The sequence below is a fragment of the Pseudoflavonifractor capillosus genome (assembly GCF_016902575.1).
GTDB lineage: Bacteria > Bacillota > Clostridia > Oscillospirales > Oscillospiraceae > Enterenecus > Enterenecus capillosus_A.
On record NZ_JACSNZ010000023.1, the window covers coordinates 1 to 23,230 of the forward strand.

General features: G+C 55.9%; 25 protein-coding genes and 2 tRNA genes. 19 read left to right on the plus strand and 8 right to left on the minus strand.

Annotated elements, in window-relative coordinates; genetic code table 11:
- The first annotated feature begins 94 nt into the window (after nt 1-94).
- On the plus strand, nt 95-520 hold the full coding sequence (locus H9X86_RS07975; protein WP_204901011.1) for a helix-turn-helix domain-containing protein: 426 nt from the start codon (nt 95-97) through the stop codon (nt 518-520).
- Between the two features lie 384 nt (nt 521-904).
- Here H9X86_RS07975 and H9X86_RS07980 read toward each other — a convergent pair whose 3' ends face one another.
- From H9X86_RS07980 to H9X86_RS07990, 3 genes are all read right to left on the minus strand, one after another.
- On the minus strand, nt 905-1,207 hold the full coding sequence (locus tag H9X86_RS07980) for a nucleotidyltransferase family protein (protein ID WP_243416894.1): 303 nt from the start codon (nt 1,205-1,207) through the stop codon (nt 905-907).
- Nucleotides 1,208-1,510: 303 nt separating this feature from the next.
- Entirely contained in the window at nt 1,511-1,813 is a 303-nt protein-coding gene (locus H9X86_RS07985) for a hypothetical protein (protein WP_204901012.1), read from the minus strand.
- A gap of 180 nt (nt 1,814-1,993) precedes the next feature.
- Complete coding sequence (locus tag H9X86_RS07990; RefSeq protein ID WP_204901013.1) at nt 1,994-2,212, minus strand: hypothetical protein; 219 nt, start codon at nt 2,210-2,212, stop codon at nt 1,994-1,996.
- A gap of 541 nt (nt 2,213-2,753) precedes the next feature.
- Here H9X86_RS07990 and H9X86_RS07995 point away from each other — a divergent pair.
- The 3 genes from H9X86_RS07995 to H9X86_RS08005 all read left to right on the plus strand — a co-directional run bounded on the left by H9X86_RS07995 (nt 2,754) and on the right by H9X86_RS08005 (nt 5,219).
- Nucleotides 2,754-3,314, plus strand: coding sequence for a GNAT family N-acetyltransferase (locus H9X86_RS07995; protein ID WP_204901014.1), 561 nt, complete (start codon nt 2,754-2,756; stop codon nt 3,312-3,314).
- 15 nt (nt 3,315-3,329) lie between these two features.
- Nucleotides 3,330-3,899: a DJ-1/PfpI family protein gene (locus H9X86_RS08000; protein WP_204901015.1), complete on the plus strand. Its 570-nt coding sequence runs from the start codon at nt 3,330-3,332 to the stop codon at nt 3,897-3,899.
- A gap of 162 nt (nt 3,900-4,061) precedes the next feature.
- Nucleotides 4,062-5,219, plus strand: coding sequence for a tyrosine-type recombinase/integrase (locus H9X86_RS08005; protein WP_204901016.1), 1,158 nt, complete (start codon nt 4,062-4,064; stop codon nt 5,217-5,219).
- Between the two features lie 31 nt (nt 5,220-5,250).
- On the opposite strand, the gene H9X86_RS08010 is transcribed toward H9X86_RS08005, so the two are convergent.
- The 3 genes from H9X86_RS08010 to H9X86_RS08020 form a co-directional block, all read right to left on the minus strand.
- Complete coding sequence (locus H9X86_RS08010) at nt 5,251-5,664, minus strand: hypothetical protein (RefSeq protein ID WP_346011451.1); 414 nt, start codon at nt 5,662-5,664, stop codon at nt 5,251-5,253.
- 340 nt (nt 5,665-6,004) lie between these two features.
- Nucleotides 6,005-6,081 (minus strand) — tRNA-Met (locus H9X86_RS08015).
- 11 nt (nt 6,082-6,092) lie between these two features.
- Nucleotides 6,093-6,179 (minus strand) — tRNA-Leu (locus tag H9X86_RS08020).
- 127 nt (nt 6,180-6,306) lie between these two features.
- Between H9X86_RS08020 and H9X86_RS08025 the strand changes: the two genes are divergently transcribed.
- Entirely contained in the window at nt 6,307-6,810 is a 504-nt protein-coding gene (locus tag H9X86_RS08025; RefSeq protein ID WP_204901018.1) for a GreA/GreB family elongation factor, read from the plus strand.
- A gap of 42 nt (nt 6,811-6,852) precedes the next feature.
- Here the strand turns inward: H9X86_RS08025 and H9X86_RS08030 are convergent, their stop codons facing one another.
- Entirely contained in the window at nt 6,853-7,230 is a 378-nt protein-coding gene (locus H9X86_RS08030; RefSeq protein WP_204901019.1) for a Rid family detoxifying hydrolase, read from the minus strand.
- Between the two features lie 195 nt (nt 7,231-7,425).
- On the opposite strand from H9X86_RS08030, the gene H9X86_RS08035 reads away from it, so the two are divergent.
- Genes H9X86_RS08035 through H9X86_RS08065 form a run of 7 tightly spaced genes read left to right on the plus strand, consistent with a single transcriptional unit; the run spans nt 7,426 to nt 12,707 of the window.
- Nucleotides 7,426-8,454, plus strand: a complete 1,029-nt coding sequence (locus H9X86_RS08035) for an ABC transporter substrate-binding protein (RefSeq protein ID WP_204901020.1) — start codon at nt 7,426-7,428, stop codon at nt 8,452-8,454.
- Nucleotides 8,455-8,470: 16 nt separating this feature from the next.
- Nucleotides 8,471-9,199, plus strand: a complete 729-nt coding sequence (locus H9X86_RS08040) for an ABC transporter permease (protein ID WP_243416895.1) — start codon at nt 8,471-8,473, stop codon at nt 9,197-9,199.
- Nucleotides 9,196-9,753, plus strand: coding sequence for an ATP-binding cassette domain-containing protein (locus H9X86_RS08045; RefSeq protein WP_204901022.1), 558 nt, complete (start codon nt 9,196-9,198; stop codon nt 9,751-9,753). The genes H9X86_RS08040 and H9X86_RS08045 overlap by 4 nt, the downstream gene beginning before the upstream one ends.
- 33 nt (nt 9,754-9,786) lie before the next feature.
- The gene (locus tag H9X86_RS08050; protein WP_204901023.1) at nt 9,787-10,209 is read left to right on the plus strand and encodes a hypothetical protein; all 423 of its coding nucleotides are present in this window, start codon (nt 9,787-9,789) and stop codon (nt 10,207-10,209) included.
- A 45-nt stretch (nt 10,210-10,254) separates the two neighbouring features.
- On the plus strand, nt 10,255-10,608 hold the full coding sequence (locus H9X86_RS08055; protein ID WP_204901024.1) for an ArsR/SmtB family transcription factor: 354 nt from the start codon (nt 10,255-10,257) through the stop codon (nt 10,606-10,608).
- A 15-nt stretch (nt 10,609-10,623) separates the two neighbouring features.
- Nucleotides 10,624-10,842, plus strand: a complete 219-nt coding sequence (locus H9X86_RS08060; protein WP_204901025.1) for a cation transporter — start codon at nt 10,624-10,626, stop codon at nt 10,840-10,842.
- 14 nt (nt 10,843-10,856) lie between these two features.
- The gene (locus tag H9X86_RS08065) at nt 10,857-12,707 is read left to right on the plus strand and encodes a heavy metal translocating P-type ATPase (RefSeq protein ID WP_204901026.1); all 1,851 of its coding nucleotides are present in this window, start codon (nt 10,857-10,859) and stop codon (nt 12,705-12,707) included.
- A 42-nt stretch (nt 12,708-12,749) separates the two neighbouring features.
- Here the strand turns inward: H9X86_RS08065 and H9X86_RS08070 are convergent, their stop codons facing one another.
- Entirely contained in the window at nt 12,750-12,956 is a 207-nt protein-coding gene (locus H9X86_RS08070) for a helix-turn-helix domain-containing protein (protein ID WP_204901040.1), read from the minus strand.
- 874 nt (nt 12,957-13,830) lie between these two features.
- Here H9X86_RS08070 and feoB point away from each other — a divergent pair.
- The 7 genes from feoB (at nt 13,831) to H9X86_RS08105 (ending at nt 23,186) form a co-directional block, all read left to right on the plus strand.
- Nucleotides 13,831-16,248, plus strand: coding sequence for a ferrous iron transport protein B (gene feoB, locus H9X86_RS08075; protein ID WP_204901027.1), 2,418 nt, complete (start codon nt 13,831-13,833; stop codon nt 16,246-16,248).
- 10 nt (nt 16,249-16,258) lie between these two features.
- Nucleotides 16,259-16,396, plus strand: coding sequence for a FeoB-associated Cys-rich membrane protein (locus tag H9X86_RS08080; RefSeq protein WP_204901028.1), 138 nt, complete (start codon nt 16,259-16,261; stop codon nt 16,394-16,396).
- 271 nt (nt 16,397-16,667) lie between these two features.
- On the plus strand, nt 16,668-17,564 hold the full coding sequence (gene licT / locus H9X86_RS08085; RefSeq protein WP_204901029.1) for a BglG family transcription antiterminator LicT: 897 nt from the start codon (nt 16,668-16,670) through the stop codon (nt 17,562-17,564).
- Entirely contained in the window at nt 17,564-19,654 is a 2,091-nt protein-coding gene (locus H9X86_RS08090) for a PTS sugar transporter subunit IIABC (protein ID WP_204901030.1), read from the plus strand. The genes licT and H9X86_RS08090 overlap by 1 nt, the downstream gene beginning before the upstream one ends.
- A 1,515-nt stretch (nt 19,655-21,169) precedes the next feature.
- Nucleotides 21,170-21,538: a hypothetical protein gene (locus H9X86_RS08095; protein ID WP_204901031.1), complete on the plus strand. Its 369-nt coding sequence runs from the start codon at nt 21,170-21,172 to the stop codon at nt 21,536-21,538.
- Complete coding sequence (locus H9X86_RS08100; protein ID WP_204901032.1) at nt 21,535-22,095, plus strand: DUF2087 domain-containing protein; 561 nt, start codon at nt 21,535-21,537, stop codon at nt 22,093-22,095. Before H9X86_RS08095 ends, H9X86_RS08100 begins: the two co-directional genes overlap by 4 nt.
- Before the next feature lie 401 nt (nt 22,096-22,496).
- On the plus strand, nt 22,497-23,186 hold the full coding sequence (locus H9X86_RS08105) for a hypothetical protein (RefSeq protein WP_204901033.1): 690 nt from the start codon (nt 22,497-22,499) through the stop codon (nt 23,184-23,186).
- Nucleotides 23,187-23,230 lie beyond the last annotated feature (44 nt).

Sequence of the window (23,230 nt, forward strand, 5' to 3'; positions counted from 1 at the left end):
ACCCCTTGTCGGCTGATTTTCCTAAATGTTAGAATGCGTTGCTTGCAAATAACACGGTTAGCACGCTATAATATGCGCGGAAAGGGGGAGGCGTATGTTTTCCGAAAACTTGAAAACACTTCGTAAACAAAAGGGATTGACCCAAGAGACTTTGGCCATCAAACTGCATATAACCCGTCAAACCATTTCAAAGTGGGAAAAAGGTCTTTCTGTCCCTGATACAGAACAGTTGGTTCGTCTTGCGGAAGTCCTTGAGGTGCCAATTACTCAGCTTTTAGGTCAAAAGGTTGCAGACACAACAAACGAGAATGAGGTTGCAGAATATTTGGCTCAGATTGCTGAGCAGCTTGCGATAAAGAATCGACGCACAAAGCTGATCGTGAAAATCGTGGTGGGAATACTAGTTGCTTTCGTTATAGTCAATCTTCTGATGGTGCTTATGAGCTTCAGTTCGTTTTATGAGATTACAGACAGCAGCGAAGAAAGCATCATTGTGAATGAAGCTGAGAGAGCTTTCTGAAACTCTACAGCCCTAACCGCTCCGAACTCCCGTATGGGTCAGGGTTTGGGTCAAGTGCATTGGGCAGAGGGTTAGACAAAAATACCTCTTCCCTATTCACTATAACTTATTCCCTCCAAAAATCCCGGATGTGGACTGTTTTGAGTGAATAGTGAAGAGGTAAGAGGGAATAAGTGAAATCCCGGACGCTGACGCATCCGGGATTTTTGGTTGCGGGGGCAGGATTTGAACCTACGACCTCCGGGTTATGAGCTGCGGATCGTGGGCCATTTTGGCTCCATTGAGGGCTTTTTATCCCTGTTTTCTGGAGTGGGGGATAGTGTTTGGTCCTGCGTGTTGCGATGGCTCCACCCGGTCCAAAGTCCGTATGGGTCAGGGTTTGGGTCAAGGGATTTGCACGCCTTCTCCCATGATGGTGCTGTAGAGGGCGGAATCAGAGTCGATTTCTCTGAGATCGAATACATCAACAGGTTTGTCCAGTGTCGTGTGCAGTTCCTCTGCAATGCACAGCACATCAGTGGGATCAAAATTCTTGCCACCAACAATAATCAAATCAATGTCCGAGGATGCAGTTGCCTCTTGCCGGGCGTAGGAGCCAAACAGGATGGCCCGTTCCGCATGATACTTCTTCAGCAAGGCTAACACCACAGCTGAAATCTCGTTCAAGGAGTAGATCCGTTCAGACATACCTGCGTACTTCCTTTTGCAGTTGGTGTGCTTTTGGAAATATTATACCATGGGAGATAGAGAAATAAAAGTTGCTTCATTGGGTTACCATACATAAAGAAAATGTCCCAAGCGGCGTTGCGTTTATATCAAAATGAATTATTGCTTTTGTTGAGCGGTGTAGCCATATCGGTTATGCCGCTTTTTATGCTTGCTTTCGGGTGTAGCGTCATCGTTTCGTGCTGCAGTTCGATTTCTAATAATGCTTTTGTCATTCGATCAATCAAAGGATTGGCGTGATCACAGAATCTGACTTTTATAGTTTTACAAATTATAGGTCGAGTGTATGATGATTTCTTTGCCATTTTCTTTCGCATATTGTATTTCTTCTTTTACTGAACTTCCTATATATCCTTGAATATCCACGACATAAATCCCATCAGAAATATCTATTTTTTTGTAATGTGCCTTTTTCAGAGCATCCAAATCAAGAGAAGTCAGTTCCTTCTTTTCCGAATTATACACACATTGTAAAACATTATAACCATGTTTTGTTTCTAATTCAAACGCTATTATATGCATTTCTTTTTCGTATTTCATACTACCGCATATTGTAATGGTTTTCATAATATTCGCCTTTCTATATTCCAGTTTATCCTTTTGATACGAAACGATTATGGTATAAATTATGAAAAATTCTACTGTGCAGGTAAAAAAGAGGCATGAGCGACGTATACCGCTTTCAGAGCGTGATTATGTGTAAATGATGTTGTGTCGGCAAGTTGCGATGCCAGACAAAGGGAGAACTTACTTCCTTATGTAGGCCCTCCATTGGGGGGCTGTTTTCTGGGCTGCGGCCTGCTGTCGCTCATAGTTGACACGGGTGATCTCTTCCATGAACGCCTTTTGTGTGGGGGTGGCTGTGGGCCAGGAGACGTTGAACTTTTTGCACATGGAGAAAAAGGTTCCGTACCACAGCCGGTCTTCCTCGCTCTCATGGGTGAAATACCACTTGGCGTTGTCCATATTCAGCCCTCCTCCGGGTAATCTGTGCTGCCTGTTTCCTGAAACCAGTGTACCATGACAGTGCCGTGTTTACAACTCAGGAGGCAGCGAAACTTTCACGCCCCATTTCCACTGTGAGCCGCTGTGTGGCCTCTTGGCGGATGGGGAGGGTAACTGCCCCAGCAGGGCCTCTCGAGGAGATTTTGGCCGATTTTCGGAGCAGTGGGCAGTCGACTAAAGAAAAGCAGGAGAAAGGAGAGGGGGCGTGACCGCCCCCCTCTCCGGCCACAAATGCCCGCAGTGCGGGCATTTTCATAGGGGTCAAATAGGGCGTTGTAAATGGCAAAATAATCGCCAAGGAGCGACCTGATTCCCCGTATTCTTAGAGCCGCAACAAATTTACAGGGGGTGTGACTGTTTCATGGCTCAGGATTTGCGTCGCATAAACAAAGATAAAAGGCCCTTCCGCAGGGGACGGAGAGAAACAGAATAAGGAGCCGCTCTTGCTGAGATTGTGGGGCTTTGGTAGAATAAAAAGCAAGATGCATTTGGAGGGAACGATATGGCCAGGGCTGAAACCACAATTGTTTCGTTGGACGTAAACAAAATAAAGATTCGATTTGATGAAGTAGAAACTGCAATTGCTGTGATGCGAGAGGTTGCATCCTGGGGGCGAGAGCAGGGATTCCGGGTCTGGCCAGATGAATGGCTGACGCAGCAGGAGCTAATCACCTCTGATGCACAGCCAGAAAATTTTTGTGTTGGAGTGATTGACGGTGAGGTAGCCTGTTCGTTCATTCTGCAATGGACAGATGCAGAATATTGGCCCAATGCACCGAAATATGAAGCTGCATACCTGCACAAATTCTGTGTGCGCCGGAAGTTTGCCGGACTGGGCATGACAAAGTTGGTTACAGAAGCATTTCGGGAAGAGTGTCGCCAGCGTGGCATCCAATATATCCGCTTGGATACCGGACTGGACGAGAAGGTGGTCAGAAAGATTTACCTGAATGCTGGCTATAAAATTGTGGACATCATTGACTATCCCAATGGGCATCTATGGCACTTTATGAAATGGAGGTCAATCAAGGACACATTTGAAGCAGTGTTAACAAGATTTTGAAGACGGGGGACACTTATGAAGAAAACGGCGGTATTGATTTATGACCAATTCTGCAATTTTGAAATTGCACCAGCGTTGGAAATGCTGGCTATTGCAGAAAAGCCTATTGCCATTTTTGCTAAATCACTTGTCCCTGTGCGAAGTGAAGAGGGACTGATGGTCATGCCGGAAAGAATTATTGACCAGCTGAACTTGGAAGAATATGATAGCCTGCTTTTGCCAGGGGCCTTGGATATCAGAGACGTCATCGAGGACGAAGTAATCCTGTCTTTTATCAAGAAATTTGATGGTATGCCCATTGGTGCAATTTCCATTGCTCCTCTACTTCTGCTGAAGGCTGGTATGTTGGAGGGAAAGCCATTCATGGCAGGCGTAAATCAAAAGGAATTAGCTGATGAGGGCTACACCAGCGAGGAACTATCTTTGATGAAAGGATGGGACGATAACATCAGAGAGCCTATCCCAGAGGGATACATACGTTCAGGGAATATCATTACTTCTGTGTCCTATAACTTTATCAAGTGGGCACTGGGATTCGGTGAAATGTTGGGAATTAATCTGTCACCCAAAACATTTGGACTTTAACAGTACGAAAAAACATCATTTACATGGATGATTGAAAATAGTACAGCGTTAACAAAGATCATGAACAGGACAAATTGTTACTGTTCTGATAACTCTGCCCGTGTCCCCTGGCTATTGCAGAATTCTGTGGTATGCTGTGTCGTTACAAAGGAGGCGACACACATGGCAAAGAAACGAGCCAATGGCGAAGGCAGCATCCGGAAGCGAAAAGACGGACGCTGGGAAGGCCGATACACAGCAGGGCATGACCCGGAGACGGGGAAGGCCATCTACAAGAACGTGCTGGGCAAAACCCAGGCAGAGGTGAAGGAGAAACTGAAACAGGCCATTGGGGAAACCCAGGCCTTGGACATCACCAAGGCGGGTAAGTACACGGTGGGGGAGTGGATGGAGGTGTGGTTCCAGGACTACGCCAAGATCAAAGTCCGGCCCTCGTCCCATCAGACCTACCAGGGCTACATCCATAACCACATCCAGCCCAATATTGGAGAGATTCCACTGGAAAAGCTCACGTCTCTGGACCTACAGAAGTTCTACAAAAAGCTGCTGACCCAAGGCAGGGTAGACCGAGTGGAGGCCAAGGGACAGCCCAAGGGCCTCAGTGCCAAGACGGTGCGGAATATCCACCAAATTCTATCCTCTTCCTTAAAACTGGCCCAAGAGCAGCGGCTCATCCTCACCAATCCAGCGGAGGGCTGCGCCCTGCCTCGGGTGGAGCACCAGGAGATGAAAACCCTGACCACGGTGCAGCTGGCCTCCTTCTTCCGGGAGGCCAGAGAGAGTGGCGTGTTTGAGCTATATTACCTGGAACTGGCCACAGGTCTGCGGCGGGGTGAATTGCTGGGGCTGAAATGGGAAGATGTTGATTTGCAACGGGGTGACCTCCGGGTACGTCGGCAAGTCTCCCGGATCAACGGGGACGTGGTGGAAGCCCCTCTGAAAACGAAAAACGCCTACCGTACCCTGCCCCTGGCAGAGGATACGGTAAGCGTGCTGAAAGAGCAGAGAAAGAAAGTGGGCAATAGCCCATGGGTGTTTCCGTCCCCCAATGGCGGGCCGATCTCCCCGGACAGTGTACTGCATATGCTCCATCGGGTGCTGAAACGGGCAGGATTGCCCAAGGTACGGTTCCACGACTTGCGCCACACCTTCGCCACCCTGGCCCTGCAAAACGGGGTAGATGTGAAGACCGTGTCCGGGATACTGGGCCACTTCTCGGCAGGGTTTACCCTGGACACCTACGCCCACATTACCAGCGCCGCCCAGCGGCAGGCGGCGCAGACCATGGGGAGTGTACTGGCGGGGACGATTCAGACTTGACCGATGGCTAAAAACTACTTGACTAACCTTTCTATACTAGACATAGGAATACAAGATTCAAAACAATTAGACCATGCAGGGCAATATGATAGAAGTCCGGAATCAATCTGTCCTCCCGGCGTGGTACAATACAAAGGCTGCCTTCGAAGCACTGATTATATCCCCGGATTTTTTCTGGACTTGCTCCGAAAATTGTGAAATGCCAATGGCAGAAATACTGCACTACTAACCAGAAAACTAATACTACCAGCATAAACCATTTTCCTACCTGCGGAAAAGTAATTCTTAGTACAAGGCTTGCCGTATAGACGACAAACATGCCGAATTCAGCACTTTTTATGCCCATGCCTTCTACCAGTAGCACACGTCCCAGGCGATATGTCACAATGCATCCGAAGAACCATACCAGTAGGGCTACCTCAAAAATATAGGCCATAACATTCAAGTTCATCTACTCCCATTTCTGTTGTGATGTGCTTTACCACTCTATCACAGAGAAAGAAAAATGGCTATACCCCCGGAGTAAATAGTAGTGCAGAAAGTATCATTGAGATTGATGCCGGGAGGGAACTTTCCGAAACTCTCCGCCCCTAACCGCTCCAAACTCCCGTATGGGTCAGCGTTTGGGTCAAGTGCATTTAGCAGAGGGTCAGACAAAAATGCCTCTTCCCTATTCACTATAACTTATTCACTCCAAAAATCCCGGATAGGAACTGTTTTGAGTGAATAGTGAATAGGTTAGAGGGAATAAGTAAAATCCCGGACGCTGACGCATCCGGGATTTTTGGTTGCGGGGGCAGGATTTGAACCTACGACCTCCGGGTTATGAGCCCGACGAGCTACCAAGCTGCTCTACCCCGCGATATAAACTTGTGGTGCCGGAGACCGGGATCGAACCGGCACGGGATTTCTCCCACGGGATTTTAAGTCCCGGGCGTCTGCCAATTCCGCCACTCCGGCCCGTGGGCAAGAATTATAATACCATACCACAGGGGGGATGTCAACACAAATTTTTGAAAAAGGGAAACTCCGTCTTGACGGCGGGGCGGAGGTGTGCCAAACTGAAGGGAAAAGGAGGCACAGAGCCATGGGAAAGGAACTGACCAAGAAGGACATTGAGCTGATGCGGGAGGAGCTGCACCACCGCCGGTTTGTGCTGCGCCCCCAGCTCATTGAGGCGGTGAAGGAGGCCAGAGCCTTTGGAGACCTCAGCGAGAACTTCGAGTACAAGGCCGCCAAGCAGGAGAAAAACCGCAATGACAGCCGATGCCGTTACCTGGAAAATGTGATCCGCACCGCTACCATCATTTCCGACCGCTCCCAGGAGGGGACGGTGGGGCTGTACGACAAGGTGACGCTGTATGTGGAGGACGATGACGAGGAGATGGTCATCCAAATCGTTACCACCATGCGCCAGGATGCTTTGAAGGGCCTGGTGAGCAAAGAGTCCCCGGTGGGCCGGGCGGTGCTGGGCCGCCGGGTGGGTGAACGGGTGACGGTGCAAGTCAACGACAATTATGGCTATGACGTGATCATCCGGGCCATTGAGCCGGGGGAGGACAACGGAGAGGTTCCCCTGGTAAAATTCTGAGAAAAATCGGTGGAAGTCTGGACTTCCACCGATTTTTTTGTATCATTTCACCGCAATGGCCTCAATCTCAAACAGGCCGCCCTTGGGCAGGGCACCGGCCTGAACACAGGAGCGAGCTGGGGGATTTTCGGCAAAGTAGGTGGCATACACCTCATTGATGGCGGCAAAGTCCCCGATGTCCGCCAAAAACACGGAGGTCTTTACCACGTTGGCGTAGGTCATGCCGGCGGCCTGGAGCACAGCGCCCAGGTTCTCCAGGGCCTGCTTGGCCTGGGCCTCCACGCCCTGGGCCAGTTCGCCGGTCTCCGGAATGAGGCCCAGTTGGCCGGAGCAGTACAGGGTATCGCCGCACAGCTTGGCGTGGCAGTAGGGGCCCACGGCGGCGGGAGCACCGGCGGCGGTGATGGTTTGATGGTTCATGGTCATCGCTCCTTTGTAGGTAGTTGGTGACAGTATACGGCACGGCGGGGAAAAACACAAGCCCCACCCTTGACAAAGGGAAACGGGGTGGCTAGAATACTGTGTCGAACGGAACTAGAAGGACGGAGAATAGGTCTATGCACCCCGTTTTGGCGGGTGTATAGGCACCAAAGACCAGGAAAGGAAGAAATGCAAATGAAACGAAATCGTGTTGTGTCTGTGCTCATGGCCCTGGCCCTGTCGGCAGGGCTTATGGGGTGCGCTGCCAGCCAGCCTAAGACCACCGCCACACCCCAGCCCACCCAGGGGGAGTTCCAGGGGGAGGAGGTGCGTCTGGCTGTGATCTCCGGCCCCACCGGCATCGGGGCAGCCAAGCTGCTCTCGGACAGCGATAACGGCCAGACCGTCAATGACTATACCTATACCATTGCCAGCGACAACAACGAGGTGGTGTCCGGCCTCACCAGCCAGGACGGGGAGTTTGACATTGCCATGGTGGCCTCCAATATGGCCGCCAACCTCTACAATAAGACCGAAGGGGATGTGAAGATTTTGGCCCTGGGAACCCAGGGTGTGCTCCACATTCTGGAGGGCAAGGGGGGCACCGCCATCCAGTCCATGGCGGATTTGAAGGGCAAGACCATCTACGCCACCGGACAGGGTGCCAACCCGGAGTACATTCTCCGCCACCTGCTCACCGAAAACGGCCTGAATCCCGATGAGGACGTGGAGATCGTCTTTGCTGACCCCACTGAAATCAGCGCAAAGCTGCTGTCCGGGGAGATCGACACCGCCATGCTCCCTGTCCCCGCCGCCACCGCCGCCATCGCCAAGAGCCAGGGCAGCGTCCGGGACGCCATCGACCTGACAGCGGCCTGGAACGAGCTGGACAACGGCAGCCAGCTCATCATGTCCGCCGTGGTGGCCCGGGCCGATTTCATTGAGGAGCACCCCCAGGCGGTGAAGGCTTTTCTGGAGGAGTATGAGGCTTCGGTGACCTATGTCAAGGAGAATCCCCAGGAGGCCGGGGAACTGGTGGCCGGGTTCGGCATTGCCCCCTCCGCTGCCATTGCCCAGAAGGCCATTCCCCAGTGCAACCTGGTGTTTTTGTCTGGAGCGGACATGAAGCCCGCCATCAATGGCTACTTTGAAGTACTTTACGCCATTGACCCCACCGCTGTGGGCGGGGCTGTGCCCGATGACGGCATCTACTATGTGCCCTAAGGCGGGCAAAACTGCATTGCGTGTTGCCATACCCCTGGCCGTCTGGCTGGGGGTATGGCAGCTTGCGTCTTTGTGGGTGGGGCGGGAGCTGCTGCTGCCCGCCCCGGTGTCGGTGTGGGAGAGCCTTTTGCGGCTGGGTGTGACCCGGGAGTTCTGGCTCTCGGCGGGGTACACCCTGCTTCGGGTGGCCTCAGGACTGGCGGGCGGGGTGATTTTGGGCACCCTGCTGGCCTTTCTCACCCACTTCTGTCCCTGGGCGGACTGGATTTTCTCACCCGCCATTCGGGTGCTCCGAGCTACCCCAGTGGTGTCCTTCATCCTGCTGGTGTACCTGTGGGTGTCCCGGGCCAATATCCCCGGCCTGATTGCCGGGATGATGGTGCTCCCGGTGGTATGGGGCAGCCTGACGGCAGGGCTGAGAGCTGTGGACGGTCAGCTGCTGGAGCTGGCCCACGCCTATGGCTTCTCCTCATTCAAGACCTTGCGCCTCATTTACCTACCCTCCCTGCGTTCCCACTTCACTGGGGCGGTACTCAACGGCTTCGGTCTGGCCTGGAAGTCTGGGGTGGCCGCTGAGGTGCTCTGTCCCCCCAAGTGGGCGGTGGGCAGCAGCATCCAAAAGGCCCGACAGGCGCTGGAGACCCCGGAGCTGTTTGCCTGGACGGCGGTCATTGTGGTGCTGTCCCTGGTGCTGGAGGGGCTGCTGGGGCTTTGGCTGAAACCCAGAGGGGAGGGAAAGCCATGATTTGCGTGGAACACCTCACCGTGCGCTACGGGGACAAGACGGCCCTGCAAGATGTGAGCCTCACCATCCCCTTGGAGGGGGTCGCTGCCCTGGTGGGCCCATCAGGGTGCGGAAAAACCACCCTGCTGCGGGTGCTGGGGGGTCTGCTCACCCCCCAACAGGGGCGGGTCACCGGGCTGGGGCCGGAAAGCACTGCTTTCTTGTTCCAGGAGAACCGACTGCTGCCCTGGCGCACCGCCATGCAGCACCTTACCGATGTGGCCCCACGCCACCCTGCTGCCCCGCCGGAGCAGTGGCTGGAGTTGGTGGAGCTGGAGGGGGAGGAGAAGGCTTATCCCTCTGCGCTGTCCGGGGGTATGGCCCGGCGGCTGGCTCTGGCCCGGTGCCTGGCCTTGGAGCGGGAGGTGCTGCTGCTGGACGAGCCCTTCGCCGGGGTGGACCCCCAGCGGGCACAGCGCATCCTCCAGCGGCTGAAAGAACTAGGGAAGCCCACCATTTTGGTGGCCCATGAGCCAACCCTGGCCCGGAGCTGTGACCGGGTGGTGGAGATATAAAAGAAACGAGAACCCCGCAGAACCGGTGGAGACGTGATCCTGGACAATAACACCGACAACCAGATCACTGTGGGCAACGCCGACAAGGTATTTGAGCAGGGCACCGTGATCACCGTGGAGAGCGTTACCCAGGGTAAGATTTACAACACCGTGAAGGAAGCCCTGAAGGATGTGGTGGCTGACATGACGCACACCGCCATTCTGGATATCACCGCCACCCTGAACGGCAAGCCCGTTCAGCCCAGCGGCAAGGTGCAGATGACCTTCGCCATCCCTGAGAACCTGTCTGTGGACAACCTGAAGCTGTTCTATGTCTCCGACGACGGCAAGACCACAGAGGAAATTGCCATCACCGAGAACTACAAACGCACCCCCCAGACCGAGAAATCGGCCTGGGGGGTGTTTGCATGGGGCAGGGAGAGCAACCCCATTGACAGATGGGGCACGATGTGTTAACATATGAGCAGATGTTCATGTGTTCGTTGAAAGGGGCGGAAAGCCATGGAGCAGGACGTGTTGGAACAGACCAGCTGCTGCCACGGGGAAGTGGTGGAGCAGGTGGGGGAGATGATGCCCTCAGATGAGTGCTTGTATGATGTGGCGGAGCTGTTCAAACTCTTTGGAGACACCACCCGCATGAAGATTTTGTATGCCCTGTTCGAGTCGGAGCTGTGCGTGTGTCACATGGCTCAGCTGCTGGGGCTGACCCAGTCGGCGGTGTCCCATCAGCTGCGGGTGCTCAAAGCCGGGCGGCTGGTGAAGCCCCGGCGGGAGGGCAAGACGGTGTATTATTCTCTGGCGGATGACCATGTACGCAAGATCATCGCCCAGGGGATGGAACATATTATGGAATAACAGGGGGTTATTGTCATGAAAAAGGTATTTAAGCTGGAAGAATTGGACTGTGCCAACTGCGCCCGTAAAATGGAGGAGGCCATCGGTAAACTCCCCGGTGTCACCAGTGCCTCCATCAGCTTCATGACCCAGAAGCTGACCATCGAGGGGGAGGATGCCCGTTTTGAGGAGATCGTGGGGGAGGCTCAGAAGTGCATCTCCCGGGTGGAGCGGCACTGCCGCATTGTCAAGTGAGGGTGTGAACAGCTATGACAAGCAGACAGAAGCAGAATCTGGGCCGCATTGCCACCGCGGCGGTGCTGTTGCTGGTGAACATCGGTGCACCTCAGCATGATGTGTGGCGTCTGCCTACGTTCTTGATTCCCTACCTGATTGTGGGTTGGGATGTGTTGTGGGCAGCGGCGTGCAACATCAGACACGGCCAAGTTTTCGACGAAAACTTCCTCATGTGCGTGGCCACCATCGGGGCTCTGGTGCTGGGGGAGTATGCCGAGGCGGTGGGGGTGATGCTCTTCTACCAGGTGGGAGAGCTGTTCCAGAGCATGGCGGTGAATAAGTCCCGCCGCTCCATTTCCCAGCTCATGGACATTCGCCCGGACAGCGCCCATGTGCTGCGAAAGGGGAAGGAAGTTACCGTAGACCCGGATGAAGTGCAGGTGGGGGAGACCCTGGTGGTGCGCCCCGGGGAGCGGGTGGCTCTGGACGGCGTGGTGGTGGAGGGCTCCTCCACCCTGGACACCGCTGCACTTACCGGGGAGTCAGTGCCCCGGGAGGTGGAGGAGGGCCAGGAGGTCAACTCCGGCTGTGTCAACCTCACAGGGCTTCTCCACCTGGAGGTCACCCGGCCCTTTGAGCAGTCCACCGTGGCCCGAATTTTGGAGCTGGTGGAGAACGCCGCCGCCAAAAAGGCGAAAGCGGAGCACTTTATCACCCGGTTTGCCCGGGTATACACCCCGGCGGTGGTGCTGGGGGCGGTAGCACTGGCGGTACTGGGTGGTCTGGCCACCGGACAGTGGGGGGAGTGGGTACGCCGTGCCCTCATCTTCCTGGTGATCTCCTGTCCCTGCGCCCTGGTGATCTCCATTCCCATGGCCTTCTTCGGCGGCATTGGAGGGGCTTCCCGCCAAGGTGTGCTGGTGAAGGGGGGCAACTATTTGGAGCTGCTGGCCAAGACCCAGACGGCGGTGTTTGACAAGACCGGCACCCTCACCCAGGGCAAGTTTGCCGTGGAGGGGCTGTACCCCGTGACAGCGGGGGAGGAGGAGCCTCTATTGCGGTGGGCAGCCCTGGCGGAGAGCCACTCCAACCACCCCATTGCCCAGTCCCTGCGCACAGCCTGGGCGGGGGATGTGAAGAGCCACGCCGTCACCGATGTGGCGGAAATCCCCGGCCGGGGCATTTCAGCCCAGGTGGACGGAGTGGAAGTTTGGGCGGGCAATGCCCGATTTATGGAGGAACAAGGGCTAAAACCCAGCCAGGACGTGTCCGTGGGCACGGTGGTGCATGTGGCAGCGGATGGGGCATATCTGGGATATGTCCTCATTGCCGACCAGGTGAAAGAGCACGCTGCCCACACCATTGCCCAGCTCAAAGAGCAGGGGGTGCGCACGGTGATGCTCACCGGAGACACCCAAGCGGTGGGTGAGGACATGGCCCGCCGCCTGGGGCTGGATCAGGTATACGCCCAGCTGTTGCCCCAGGATAAGGTGGAGCGGCTGGAGCAGCTGTTGGAGCAAAAGCCCCAGGGTTCCGCCCTGGCCTATGTGGGAGACGGGGTCAACGACGCCCCGGTGCTCTCCCGGGCGGATGTGGGCATTGCCATGGGCGGCATGGGCTCGGACGCTGCCATCGAGGCCGCCGACGTGGTACTTATGGACGACGACCCCGCCAAGCTGCTCACCGCCATGGCCATTGCCCGCAAGTGCCGGGCCATTGTGGTGGAAAACATCGTCTTTGCCCTGGGGGTGAAGGGGTTGTTCCTGGTGATGGGCGCTTTCGGCGTGGCCACCATGTGGGAGGCGGTGTTTGCCGACGTGGGGGTGGCGGTGATTGCCATTTTGAACGCCAGCCGGATGCTGTATCAGAAAAAGTCCGCATAAAAATTCCACCCGCTTGCAGTAATCTCAACACTGCAAGCGGGTTTATGGTTCTTCCTTGATATACTCCATGATATCTTCCACCCGACAATCCAGAATCTCACAAAATACCTCGATGGTGTGGGTGCTGACGCTCTCGTTGCGCTTGAGCCGAGTGATTTGGGCAGGGCTGATTTTGTACTTCTTGATGAGGGCGTACTGGGAGATGCCCTTTTCTCTCATGGTGGCCCATAGTCTGTCATAGGAAATCATCTCTCTCACACCCCCTTTCTCTTGCATATTAACCGAACACGGTCTACAATCATATTGACCAATATCGGTTATTAGTGGTGCACCATAGGTAAGGGCGAAACCAGGAGAACAGAATCCCCCAGCGGGTAGTGTTGTCCAGTGTGGGGAAAGCAGTTGCTACGGTAATGGGGGATTGTCCAAGATTTGAAGGAAACTGCCAAACAGGCAGCTTGGGTTTGATCCGCAGGGTGGCTTTCTCCCCGATGAGAAAGCCACCAAAGAATCGCCTAGGGCTTTCCCCCCTAGGTACCCCCCTTTTTTAAGTACCAGGCTGGCACTGCGTCCCATGTCCACGGCCCGGAAGGGCTCCTGCTGTTCCTGCTTGTGCCGCCACGCCAGGTCAGCATGGCAGCTGGCCCTAGAGCCTGGGCAGTTTCCCTGTCCGGGCCTTTCTCTGGCGGTAGCGGCTGTTGCCAGCCGCCGATACCCTGGAGTTCCGCAGCAAGAAACCTGCAACCCACCAGGCTTTCAAGTCTGGGGGCAGGGGCCGCCGCCCGGCCCCTGTGGGCCGGGATGCACCACAGGTAGGGCCGAAACCAGGAGAACAGAAGCACCACCCTAGCAGCCACTGGGTGGGGAAGAGCCTATATTCTCCCTGGCATGGGAACCGCCCTTCGGCCCGGATTGGGAAGCAGCTCCTGACAGCCCAGGAAAGCGGGGTGGATTCCACAAGGAGGGGGAAGGCCCCTCCTTTGGCGGGTTTTGGTTCCTTTTGCCCGTACAAAAGGAACCCCCAGCGGGGAGCGTCCCCTTTTTCGTACACTCCGCACATTGCAATTTAGGGATGAATGGAGTACAATACCACAGTTGGCATACGGAAACGAGGTGAAGGAGTATGGGTGAACAGACCAAACAGACCATCTCTTTGCAACAGCTGGAGCCGGGGCAATCCGGTGTCATCCGTGCTCTGGCCAATCCCCGGGGCCCTGTAAAGCGCCGGCTGGTGGATATGGGGCTGACCCCCGGCACCCAGGTGACGGTACGGAAAATTGCCCCCTTTGGTGACCCCATTGAGGTCAATTTGCGGGGATATGAGCTATCTCTGCGCAAGGAGGATGCTGCCAACATCCTCCTGTGTGCCCCTGGAGAGGAGCCCCACGGCAGCCGCCCCGAGCACATTACCCCTGACCAGGAGACGGTGCGGCGCATGACCCAGGCCCATGACCACCACCGCCAGGAGCATGGGGGCGATAAGCGGGACAACCACGACGTGCGGGAGATGAAGATCGCCCTGGTGGGTAATCCCAACTGCGGCAAAACCACCCTCTTCAACGCCCTCACCGGCTCCAACCAGTATGTGGGCAACTGGCCCGGGGTGACGGTGGAGAAGAAGGAGGGCGTGGCCCATGTGGACGGCCGGGATGTGACCATTGTGGACTTGCCCGGCGTGTATTCCCTGTCCCCCTACTCCATGGAGGAGATCGTGGCCCGGGACTTTGTGGTGGGGGAACACCCCGATGCCATCATCAACATTGTGGACGCCACCAACTTGGAGCGCAACCTGTACCTCACCGCCCAGCTGCTGGAGCTGGAGCGGCCCATGGTCATTGCCCTGAACTTTATGGACGAGGTGGAAAAGCGGGGGGATAAGCTGGATCTGGTGCGGATCTCCCGGGCCTTGGGTGTGCCCGTCATCCCCATCACCGCCCGCACCGGGGAGAACATCCAGAAGCTGCTCCAGGAGGCCCACCACCAAATGCACACCGGCTTTACCGTAGAGCCGGATGACCTGTACGATGATTTCACCCACTACATCCACCACCAGGTAGATGCCCTTATTCACGACCGGGCCTACCAGGTGGGCATTCCCGCTCACTGGGCCTCCATCAAGCTCATTGAGGGGGACGAGCTGGTGGAGAAGGCCCTGGGGCTGGACGAGGCCACCCGTTGGAAGGTGGATCGCATCGCCCAGCGGTACGAGGAGGCCTATCCCCTGGGGGATCGGGAGACCCTGATTGCCGATGCCCGGTACCGCTTTATTCAGCGGGTGGTGAAGGTGGGGGTGCAGCGGGGCCAGCCCGTGGGCACCATGACCGTCTCGGACAAAATCGACGCCATTGTCACCCACCGATTCCTGGCTGTTCCCGTGTTTTTGGTGATGATGCTGGCTCTGTTCGGCATCATCTTCGGCCCCGGCCAGGTGCTGGCCGACGGGGTGGCCTTCTTCTTCAACGACTGGCTGGCCGGGGTGGTCACCGGATTTTTGGAGCAGGCGGACACCGCTCCCTGGGTCTCCTCCCTGCTGGTGGACGGCATCTTGTCCGGTGTGGGGGGTGTGTTGGTGTTTTTGCCCCAGATCGCCCTGTTGTTCCTCTTTTTGTCCTTTTTGGAGGATTCCGGCTACATGGCCCGGGCCGCCTTTATCATGGATCGGGTGCTGCGCCGTTTCGGCCTGTCCGGCAAGGCGTTTATCCCCATGCTCATGGGCTTTGGCTGCACCGTCCCCGCCATCATGGGGGCGAGAACCATGGAAAATGAGAAGGATCGGCGCATGACCATGATGCTGGTGCCCTTCATGTCCTGTTCCGCCCGCCTGCCGGTATACGGCCTGATGACAGCGGCCTTCTTTCCCCAAAATGCGGGTCTTATCATCTTCTCTCTGTACGTTTTGGGCCTGCTGTGCGCCATTGTGTCCGGCATCATCCTGCGGCACACCATGTTCCGGGGTGAACCGGCTGCCTTTGTGCTGGAGCTGCCCCCCTACCGCCTGCCCACCGCTCGCAACTGCCTGACGCACGTCTGGGAGCGGGTGCGGGGCTTCCTGGTCAAGGCAGGTACCCTGATTCTGGCCATGAGTGTGGTGCTGTGGTTCCTCCAGAGCTTTGGGGTCACCGCTCAGGGCCTTGCCATGGTGGAGGATCCCGGCCACTCCATGCTGGGGACCATCGGTTCCATGCTGGCCCCTGTGTTTGGCCCCCTGGGCTTTGGCACTTGGCAGGCCGCTGTGGCCATCCTCACCGGCCTTGTGGCCAAGGAGGCCGTGGTTTCCACTCTGTGCCTGCTCTACGGCGTGTCCACCCTGGATGCCGGGGCCACCGTGGCCACGGCCCTGTCTGGAACCTTCCACACCCCTGTGGCCGCCTATGCCTTCCTGGTGTTCATTTTGCTGTACGTCCCCTGTGTGGCGGCGGTGTCCACCATGGTGCGGGAGATGGGCAGCGTGAAGTGGACCCTGCGCTCAGTGCTCTGGCAGCTGGCAGCGGCTTGGCTGGTGTCCTTTGTGGTATTCCAGGTGGGAATGCTGATCTTTTAAGGAGTTTGGTATGAAATATGTGATCTATGCCCTGGTGGCAGTTCTGGCGGTGTGGGCGGTGTGGTACCTGGTGCGCACCATCCGCCGCCAGCTCAAGGGGCAGTGCTGCGGCTGCACGGGAGACTGCTCCCAGTGCGGCAAAAAATAGCAGACACGGGCGCACCCGCCCTGGGTGCGCCCGTGTTTTTTCACAAAAATCCACCCTATGAATCTGTGTGGGGTGACAAAAGTCTGTGAGTTCGAGGATTCTTTCTTGACAAACCCCATGGCGGTGAGCTATTCTGTCCCTGGACAATTTCACAAGGACTTGTGACTGGTCAGGCAGGCAAGATCAAACCGATGCAGTGGAAACGCATATGAAATTCATATGGCACTGTGGGTTTGGTCTTTTTATTTTTACCTGAGAGAGGGTGAGCGACATGGAAAACATCCCGCCAAATCCCGGACAGCCCGGGGGCTATCGCATCGTCCGGGCCATTGGCAACAACTTTGTCTGTGCCAAGGATAGCAGCGGTCACGAGGTGGTGCTGCGTGGGCCGGGCATTGGCTTCAAAAAGGAACCGGGGGACGTGGTGGCTCCCTCCCGGGTGGAGAAGGTGTACGCCCTGCAAGACCACAGCCAATCCCAGCGCCTGACCCAGCTGATGGTGGAGCTGCCTCCGGAGTACCTGGAGGTGAGCACCCAGATCATTGAGAGTGCGGAGCGGCAGCTTCAGCGGCGGTTATCGGGAAATGTGTATATCACCCTCACCGACCACATCTCCTTTGCCATGCAGCGGCACAAAAACGGGGTGTACTACCCCAATCAGCTCCTGTGGGAGATCAAGACCTTTTACACCCAGGAGTATGAGGTGGGGCAAATGGCCCTGGAGATCATTGAGAGTGCTTTGGGTGTGCGTCTGCCCGAGGACGAGGCGGGCTTCATCGCCCTGCACATCGTCAACGCCCAGCTGGATGGGCGGATGTCGGACATGGTGCGCATCACCGAGCTGGTGCGGGAGATCATGGCGGAGGTGGCCGAGTGCTATGGCGAGGCCCCCTGTCAGCAGGGTCTGGACTACGAGCGGCTCATCACCCACCTGAAATTTTTGGGCCAGCGGCTGGCTCGGCCCAGATCTCAAGTTCAGGAGGATGCCGCTTTCCAGGGTATGATCCGGGAGCACTATCCCCAGGCTTTCCACTGTGCTCTGCGGGTACGGGAGCGGCTCAAACGGGTCTTCGACCTGGACCTGCCCGGTGAGGAGCTCACCTTTTTGACTGTCCACTTACAACGTCTGGCCCTGGCTATGGGCCAAACCAAGGAGGAGAATTTCTGATGAAAGACAAAATCTTCGGCGTATTGCAGCGTGTGGGACGCTCCTTTATGCTCCCCATCGCCATCTTGCCCGTGGCAGGTCTGTTTTTGGGCATTGGCGGCTCTTTTACCAACACCACCATGCTGGAGACCTACGGCCTGATGGGCATTATGGGCCCCGGCACCTTTATCTATGCCATTTTGCAGGTGCTCAACGCCGCCGGTTCGGTGGTCTTTGACAACCTGCCCCTGATCTTTGCCATGGGCGTGGCCATCGGCATGGCCAAGCAGGAGAAGGAAGTGGCTGCTCTGTCCGCTGCCATCGCCTTCTTTGTCATGCACGCCACCATAGGAGCCATGATCAACGCCTTTGGCGCACCCGACCTGTCCGGCGCCACCGCCACCGTGGTGGGCCTGAACTCCCTGCAAATGGGCGTGTTCGGCGGCATCATGGTGGGCCTGGGCGTGGCAGCGCTGCACAACCGGTTCTATAAGATCCAGCTGCCCCAGGTGCTCTCCTTCTTCAGCGGCACCCGGTTTGTCCCCATCATCTCCGCCGCCACCTATCTGGTGGTGGGCATCGCCATGTACTACATCTGGCCCACCATTCAGACCGGCATCAACCATCTGGGCGGCTTCGTGCTGGCCAGCGGCTACGGCGGAACCTGGCTGTACGGCTTCATTGAGCGTGCCCTCATCCCCTTCGGCCTGCACCATGTGTTCTACATCCCCTTCTGGCAGACCGCCGTGGGCGGCACCGCCATGGTGGGCGGCCAGCTCATCGAGGGCGCTCAGAACATCTTCTTTGCAGAGCTGGCTACCCCCGGCATTGAGCACTTCTCCGTGGCTGCCACCCGCTTTATGAGCGGTAAGTTCCCCCTGATGATCTTCGGCCTGCCCGGCGCTGCTCTGGCCATGTACCGCTGCGCCCGCAAGGAAAACCGCAAGGTGGTGGGCGGTCTGCTGCTCTCCGCTGCGCTCACCTCCATGATTACCGGTATCACCGAGCCTCTGGAGTTTACCTTCCTCTTTGTGGCTCCCGCCATGTACATCGTCCACTGTGTGTTTGCCGGTGCTGCCTACATGCTCATGCACATCTTCAACGTGGGCGTGGGTATGACCTTCTCCGGTGGCCTCATCGACCTGACTCTGTTCGGCATCATGCAGGGCAACGCCAAGACCAGCTGGATCTGGGTGGTCATTGTGGGTGCCGCCTACTTCGTGGTCTACTTCCTGGTGTTCTCCTTCATGATCCGCAAGTTCAACTTTATGACCCCCGGCCGTGAGGAGAATGCCGGCGAGATCAAGCTCTACACCCGTCAGGACGTGGACGCCCAGAAGAAGGGCGACGGCAACGCAGCGGGCGGCGGTGACGATGCCCTGAGCGCTGAGATCGTCCGTGGTCTGGGCGGCAAGGCCAACATTTCCGACGTGGACTGCTGCATCACCCGCCTGCGCTGCACCGTGAAGGACGGCGGCAAGGTGGACCAGGCGGTGCTCAAGGCCACCGGTGCCTCCGGTGTCATCGTGGCTGGCAAGGGCGTACAGATCGTGTATGGCCCCCGGGTGTCCGTCATCCGTTCCAACGTGGAGTCCTATCTGGCCAATTATCAGGAGCCTGCTGCCCAGGAGAGCGAGACTGAGGCCGCTCCCGCCGTGAAGGGCGGCGTGGTGGCCAGCCCCTTCACGGGCAAGGTCATTCCCGTCTCTGAGGTGGGCGACGGTGTGTTCTCCGAGAAGATGGTGGGTGACGGCTTCGCCGTGGAGCCCGACGACGACAAGGTGTATTCCCCTGTGGACGGCGAAGTGACCATGGTCTTTGACACCAAGCACGCCTTCACCATCCAGACCGACGGCGGCCTGGAGGTGCTGGTGCACATGGGCATTGACACCGTGCAGCTCCAGGGCAAACCCTTCATGCTCACCATCCGCCAGGGCGACAAGGTACGTCGTGGCGACCTCATCGGCTCCATGGACCGCAAGGCCATCCAGGAGGCGGGCTACCGCACCATCACCCCCGTGGTGGTGGGCAACGTGGACGACTTCGGTACCTGCCAGCTGGTGGCTCAGGGCCAGGTGGAGCACGGTGCCGACGTGCTGGACGTGCACTAAAACCTCATCCAAACGCAACAAAGGAGCGCCGCAGCTGCGGCGCTCCTTTTGCATCTTTGCTTGGGGGCCTTGGTCTTGCCTTGCCTCTCCCCCTGGGAGAGGTGGCAGCCCGTCAGGGCTGACGGAGAGGGCCTGTGTTTCGCTGGGGTTCTGGTATTGCCTTGCCGGTCTGGCGGGGACGCTCCGCTGGGCCCGATTTCTCAGCGATGAGAAATCGGGGAAAGAATCGCTTAGGGCGTTCCCCCCTAAGGACCTCCCTGGGGTACCTGACTGGAACTGCGTCAAGCCTATCTTCGGCCCGTCACACTTGTTGTGGCTCCTGGTACTGCCACCACACCAGGCTACCCGGGGCAGCTGGCCCTATGGCGTGGTGATTTCCACGTCCGGGCCTACCCTGGAGAAGCGGTGTTGCCACCGCCGTCAGCCAGGCCACCGGCAGTTGGGAACAACTGCTCACCAGGGTGAGGCCCTGACAATCGAAGTACCATCCACCAGAGAAGCAGGTACGACCCATAGGATTTTTGAACCATCTATGTGACCCCACCTGGCCAAGGGCCGAAAAGAGAGGGACGCACCACGCAGCCCCGTACCGGCGGGGTGGATTCCACAAGGAGGGGGAAGACCCCTCCTTTGGTGGTCTTTCGTGCCTTTCTGGCAGCAGAAAGGCACCCCCAGTGGGGAGCGCGTCCCCTGACTGGCAGGCCTGAACCAGGGAAGTACAAAGGCGAAAATTTCCACACATTGCAAACATACACCTGTGCCGACAGAGAAAAATGAGGTATAATCAGGATAGATAAACCGAAATTGGTCGGGCTTACTGGAAAAGGAGGAAAGAAGAATGGAATATCCAGAGGATGGAGTTGTTCAGACATGGCTGGACTCATTGAAAGGACTGAATGTCCGTGTCAAGAAGATGTTTGGGTGCTACTGCCTGTACTGCGACAATCAGCCAGTGGGATGGCTGCATGAGGGCGTTTTGTCCCTGCGGGAAGTGGGGCTGACGTATTTGCCCGACCATTTGAAACGGCCGTCTCCGGGAGATTCGATTCAGGAAATTCCAATCCCTTTGGAGGATTGCCATAGCCCATGGCTCCCCCAGGCAGTGCAAGACACCGCGAATCGACGCAGGGAGCAGGGAAAGGCAACCCATCCGAGAAAATCAAAGGGGTAAAAAGGCTGTTGTATGAAACAAGACGGTGCAGACCGAGTGGTTGGTCTGCACCGTCTTGTTTTGTCACGGTGAGGGCTAGGATGAGCCTCCCTTGTGTAAAGGGAGGTGGCCCGGCGTAAGCCGGGACGGAGGGATTGTTGGCACCAGGGTAGAGTCAACCCCTCAGTCAGCCTTGCGGCTGACAGTTCCCCTTGCACAGGGGAGCCTTTTTCGTACTCAGCATCCCAAGGACTGCGCTGGCAAGCCTAGGAATAAAGGTATATTGATATTTATCTAAATAGTATTGACAATCTAATTTTATAAGTGTATAAATAGATTAACCCAATCAGAGAGGAGACACGAACATGGACCAGAAGCAATCCCGCATGAAGGAGTACCTGGAGGAACAGGTGGCCCGGTGCGCCCAGGCCCGTGCCCAGCTCACGGCGGACCACCGGGGGGACGAGGCCAACTTCCAGGCCATCCAGGGCAATGTGTACGGTATTTTTTCCACAATTCTCAAGGTGGCTGTGGAGCAAAACCCCGACAATTCCCAGGGGGTGGAGGGCTTTTTCCTCAAAAAGCTGGAGGAGATTCCCGCCTACTGGGTGGAGGCCCGGGAGAAGGCAGCGGCCCGGGGGGACGAGGTGACCGCCCATCTGGAGCGGTTGAAGCTGGAGGCGTCGGAGAACGTGGGCTGTACCTTCCGGGCCATCTGGGGGGCGAAGGCATGACAGAGACCGAGGCCATCGGCCTGTTTAAGTGTCTGGCGGACAAGTCCCGTCTGCAAATTCTGAAATCCCTGGCGGTGGAGGATATGTATGTAGAGCGGCTGGCCCAGCGGTTAGGGCTCACCGCCGCCACCGTGTCCTTCCATCTGAAAAAGCTGGCCCAGGCCGAGGCAGTGTCCTCCTATAAGAGCCAGTACTACACCATGTACGCCTTGAACCGGGACCTCTTTGACACCACCATCCTCGATATTGTGCAGGAGAAATCAGAGGAGGCGGACCTCCAGGCCCAGCGGGATGAGGCGTACCGCCAGCACGTCCTGGACTCCTTTTTCCAGGACGGAAAGCTCAAAACCATCCCCGCCCAGAGCAAAAAGGAGCGCATTGTGCTCCAGGTGTTGGCCCAGCAGTTCGAGCCAAAGCGCATCTACCCCGAGCCGGAGGTAAATGCCATTCTGGCCCGGTACCATGACGATGTGTGCACTCTCCGCCGAGACCTGGTGGGGGAGGGGCTGCTGGAGCGGGATGCCCGGGGCTATTGGCGGACACCAGAGTGCGAATGAAAAAGACAGTGCAGACAGATTGTATGTCTACACTGTCTTTTATTTCAAAAATTCTGAAATTAAAATTTTCAATACTTGTTTATGTTTATATGTTCATATCAGATTATTTGACGGTATATCAAATCTATTATACTTGAATTGTCTGGAATAAATGGTATAATGAGCCTAAAGAAGTGTGTGGGGTGAGAATATGACCAAAGAGCAGACGATAAGGTGGTTGCGTAATTATATCAGAGCTGAGAAAGCATATTTTTCTAGAGCGGCATATACAGAAGATTGTAAAAGAGAACTCGAAGAATGTAAGAAGGAACCGGAGATAACTCCAGAATTTGGAGTTTTTGGGACGATAATTGAAATCCTTATTTGGACAATAATAGGTACGGTGATATTGGGGATAATCTGTGCTGTATGTTGGTGTGTATTTTTTCTTTGAAGCGCTAATCACAGATTACAAAAATAACAGCATGACGGTCGAATTGAAAAGCGCTCAATTTATAGAGTTTTGGGTGCGTCCGGTAGTGTATATTATGAAAGGGGACGCAGAAAATCCTACTGTCATACAGGGGATTCTGGGCTTTTTTACATTTTCCCTGATACCTGCTTTCGTTTTAAGTATTATTTTGGGAGTTCATGATAAGATTACTACTCCAAAGGGAAATAGACAGGAACTTGCAGTGAACGAGATAAGACTCAAAAAGATACCCAGATTGGAAGAAAGAATACGCGAGGCTGAGAAAAAGCAAAATATTGCACAGCAAGAATTAGAAAGCCTGGAAAAGCAAAATGTTGTGCCAAAGAAATACTTGACTTGGGCAAAAGATTTATTAGAATATTTGGAAAATTGCCGTGCTGATTCCTTGAAAGAAGCTATTAATTTAATGGAATTTGAGTGGAATCAAGAAGAAAGCTTGCATGAATTAAAACGGCATAACAAAAGAATGGAAGAAACTTATGCAAGACATGCTGCTGCTATGGAGAGAAGTGCTGATGCCTCTGAACGTGCTGCCGAAGCGGCAGAAGAAGATGCATTTTGGTCTAAGGGTTCTGCCTTCCTAATCGCTAATGAAATTGATAAGCTAAAGAAAAAGTAATAGCATAAACAATATAAAATCTGTATTTGTAGACGGACTGATAG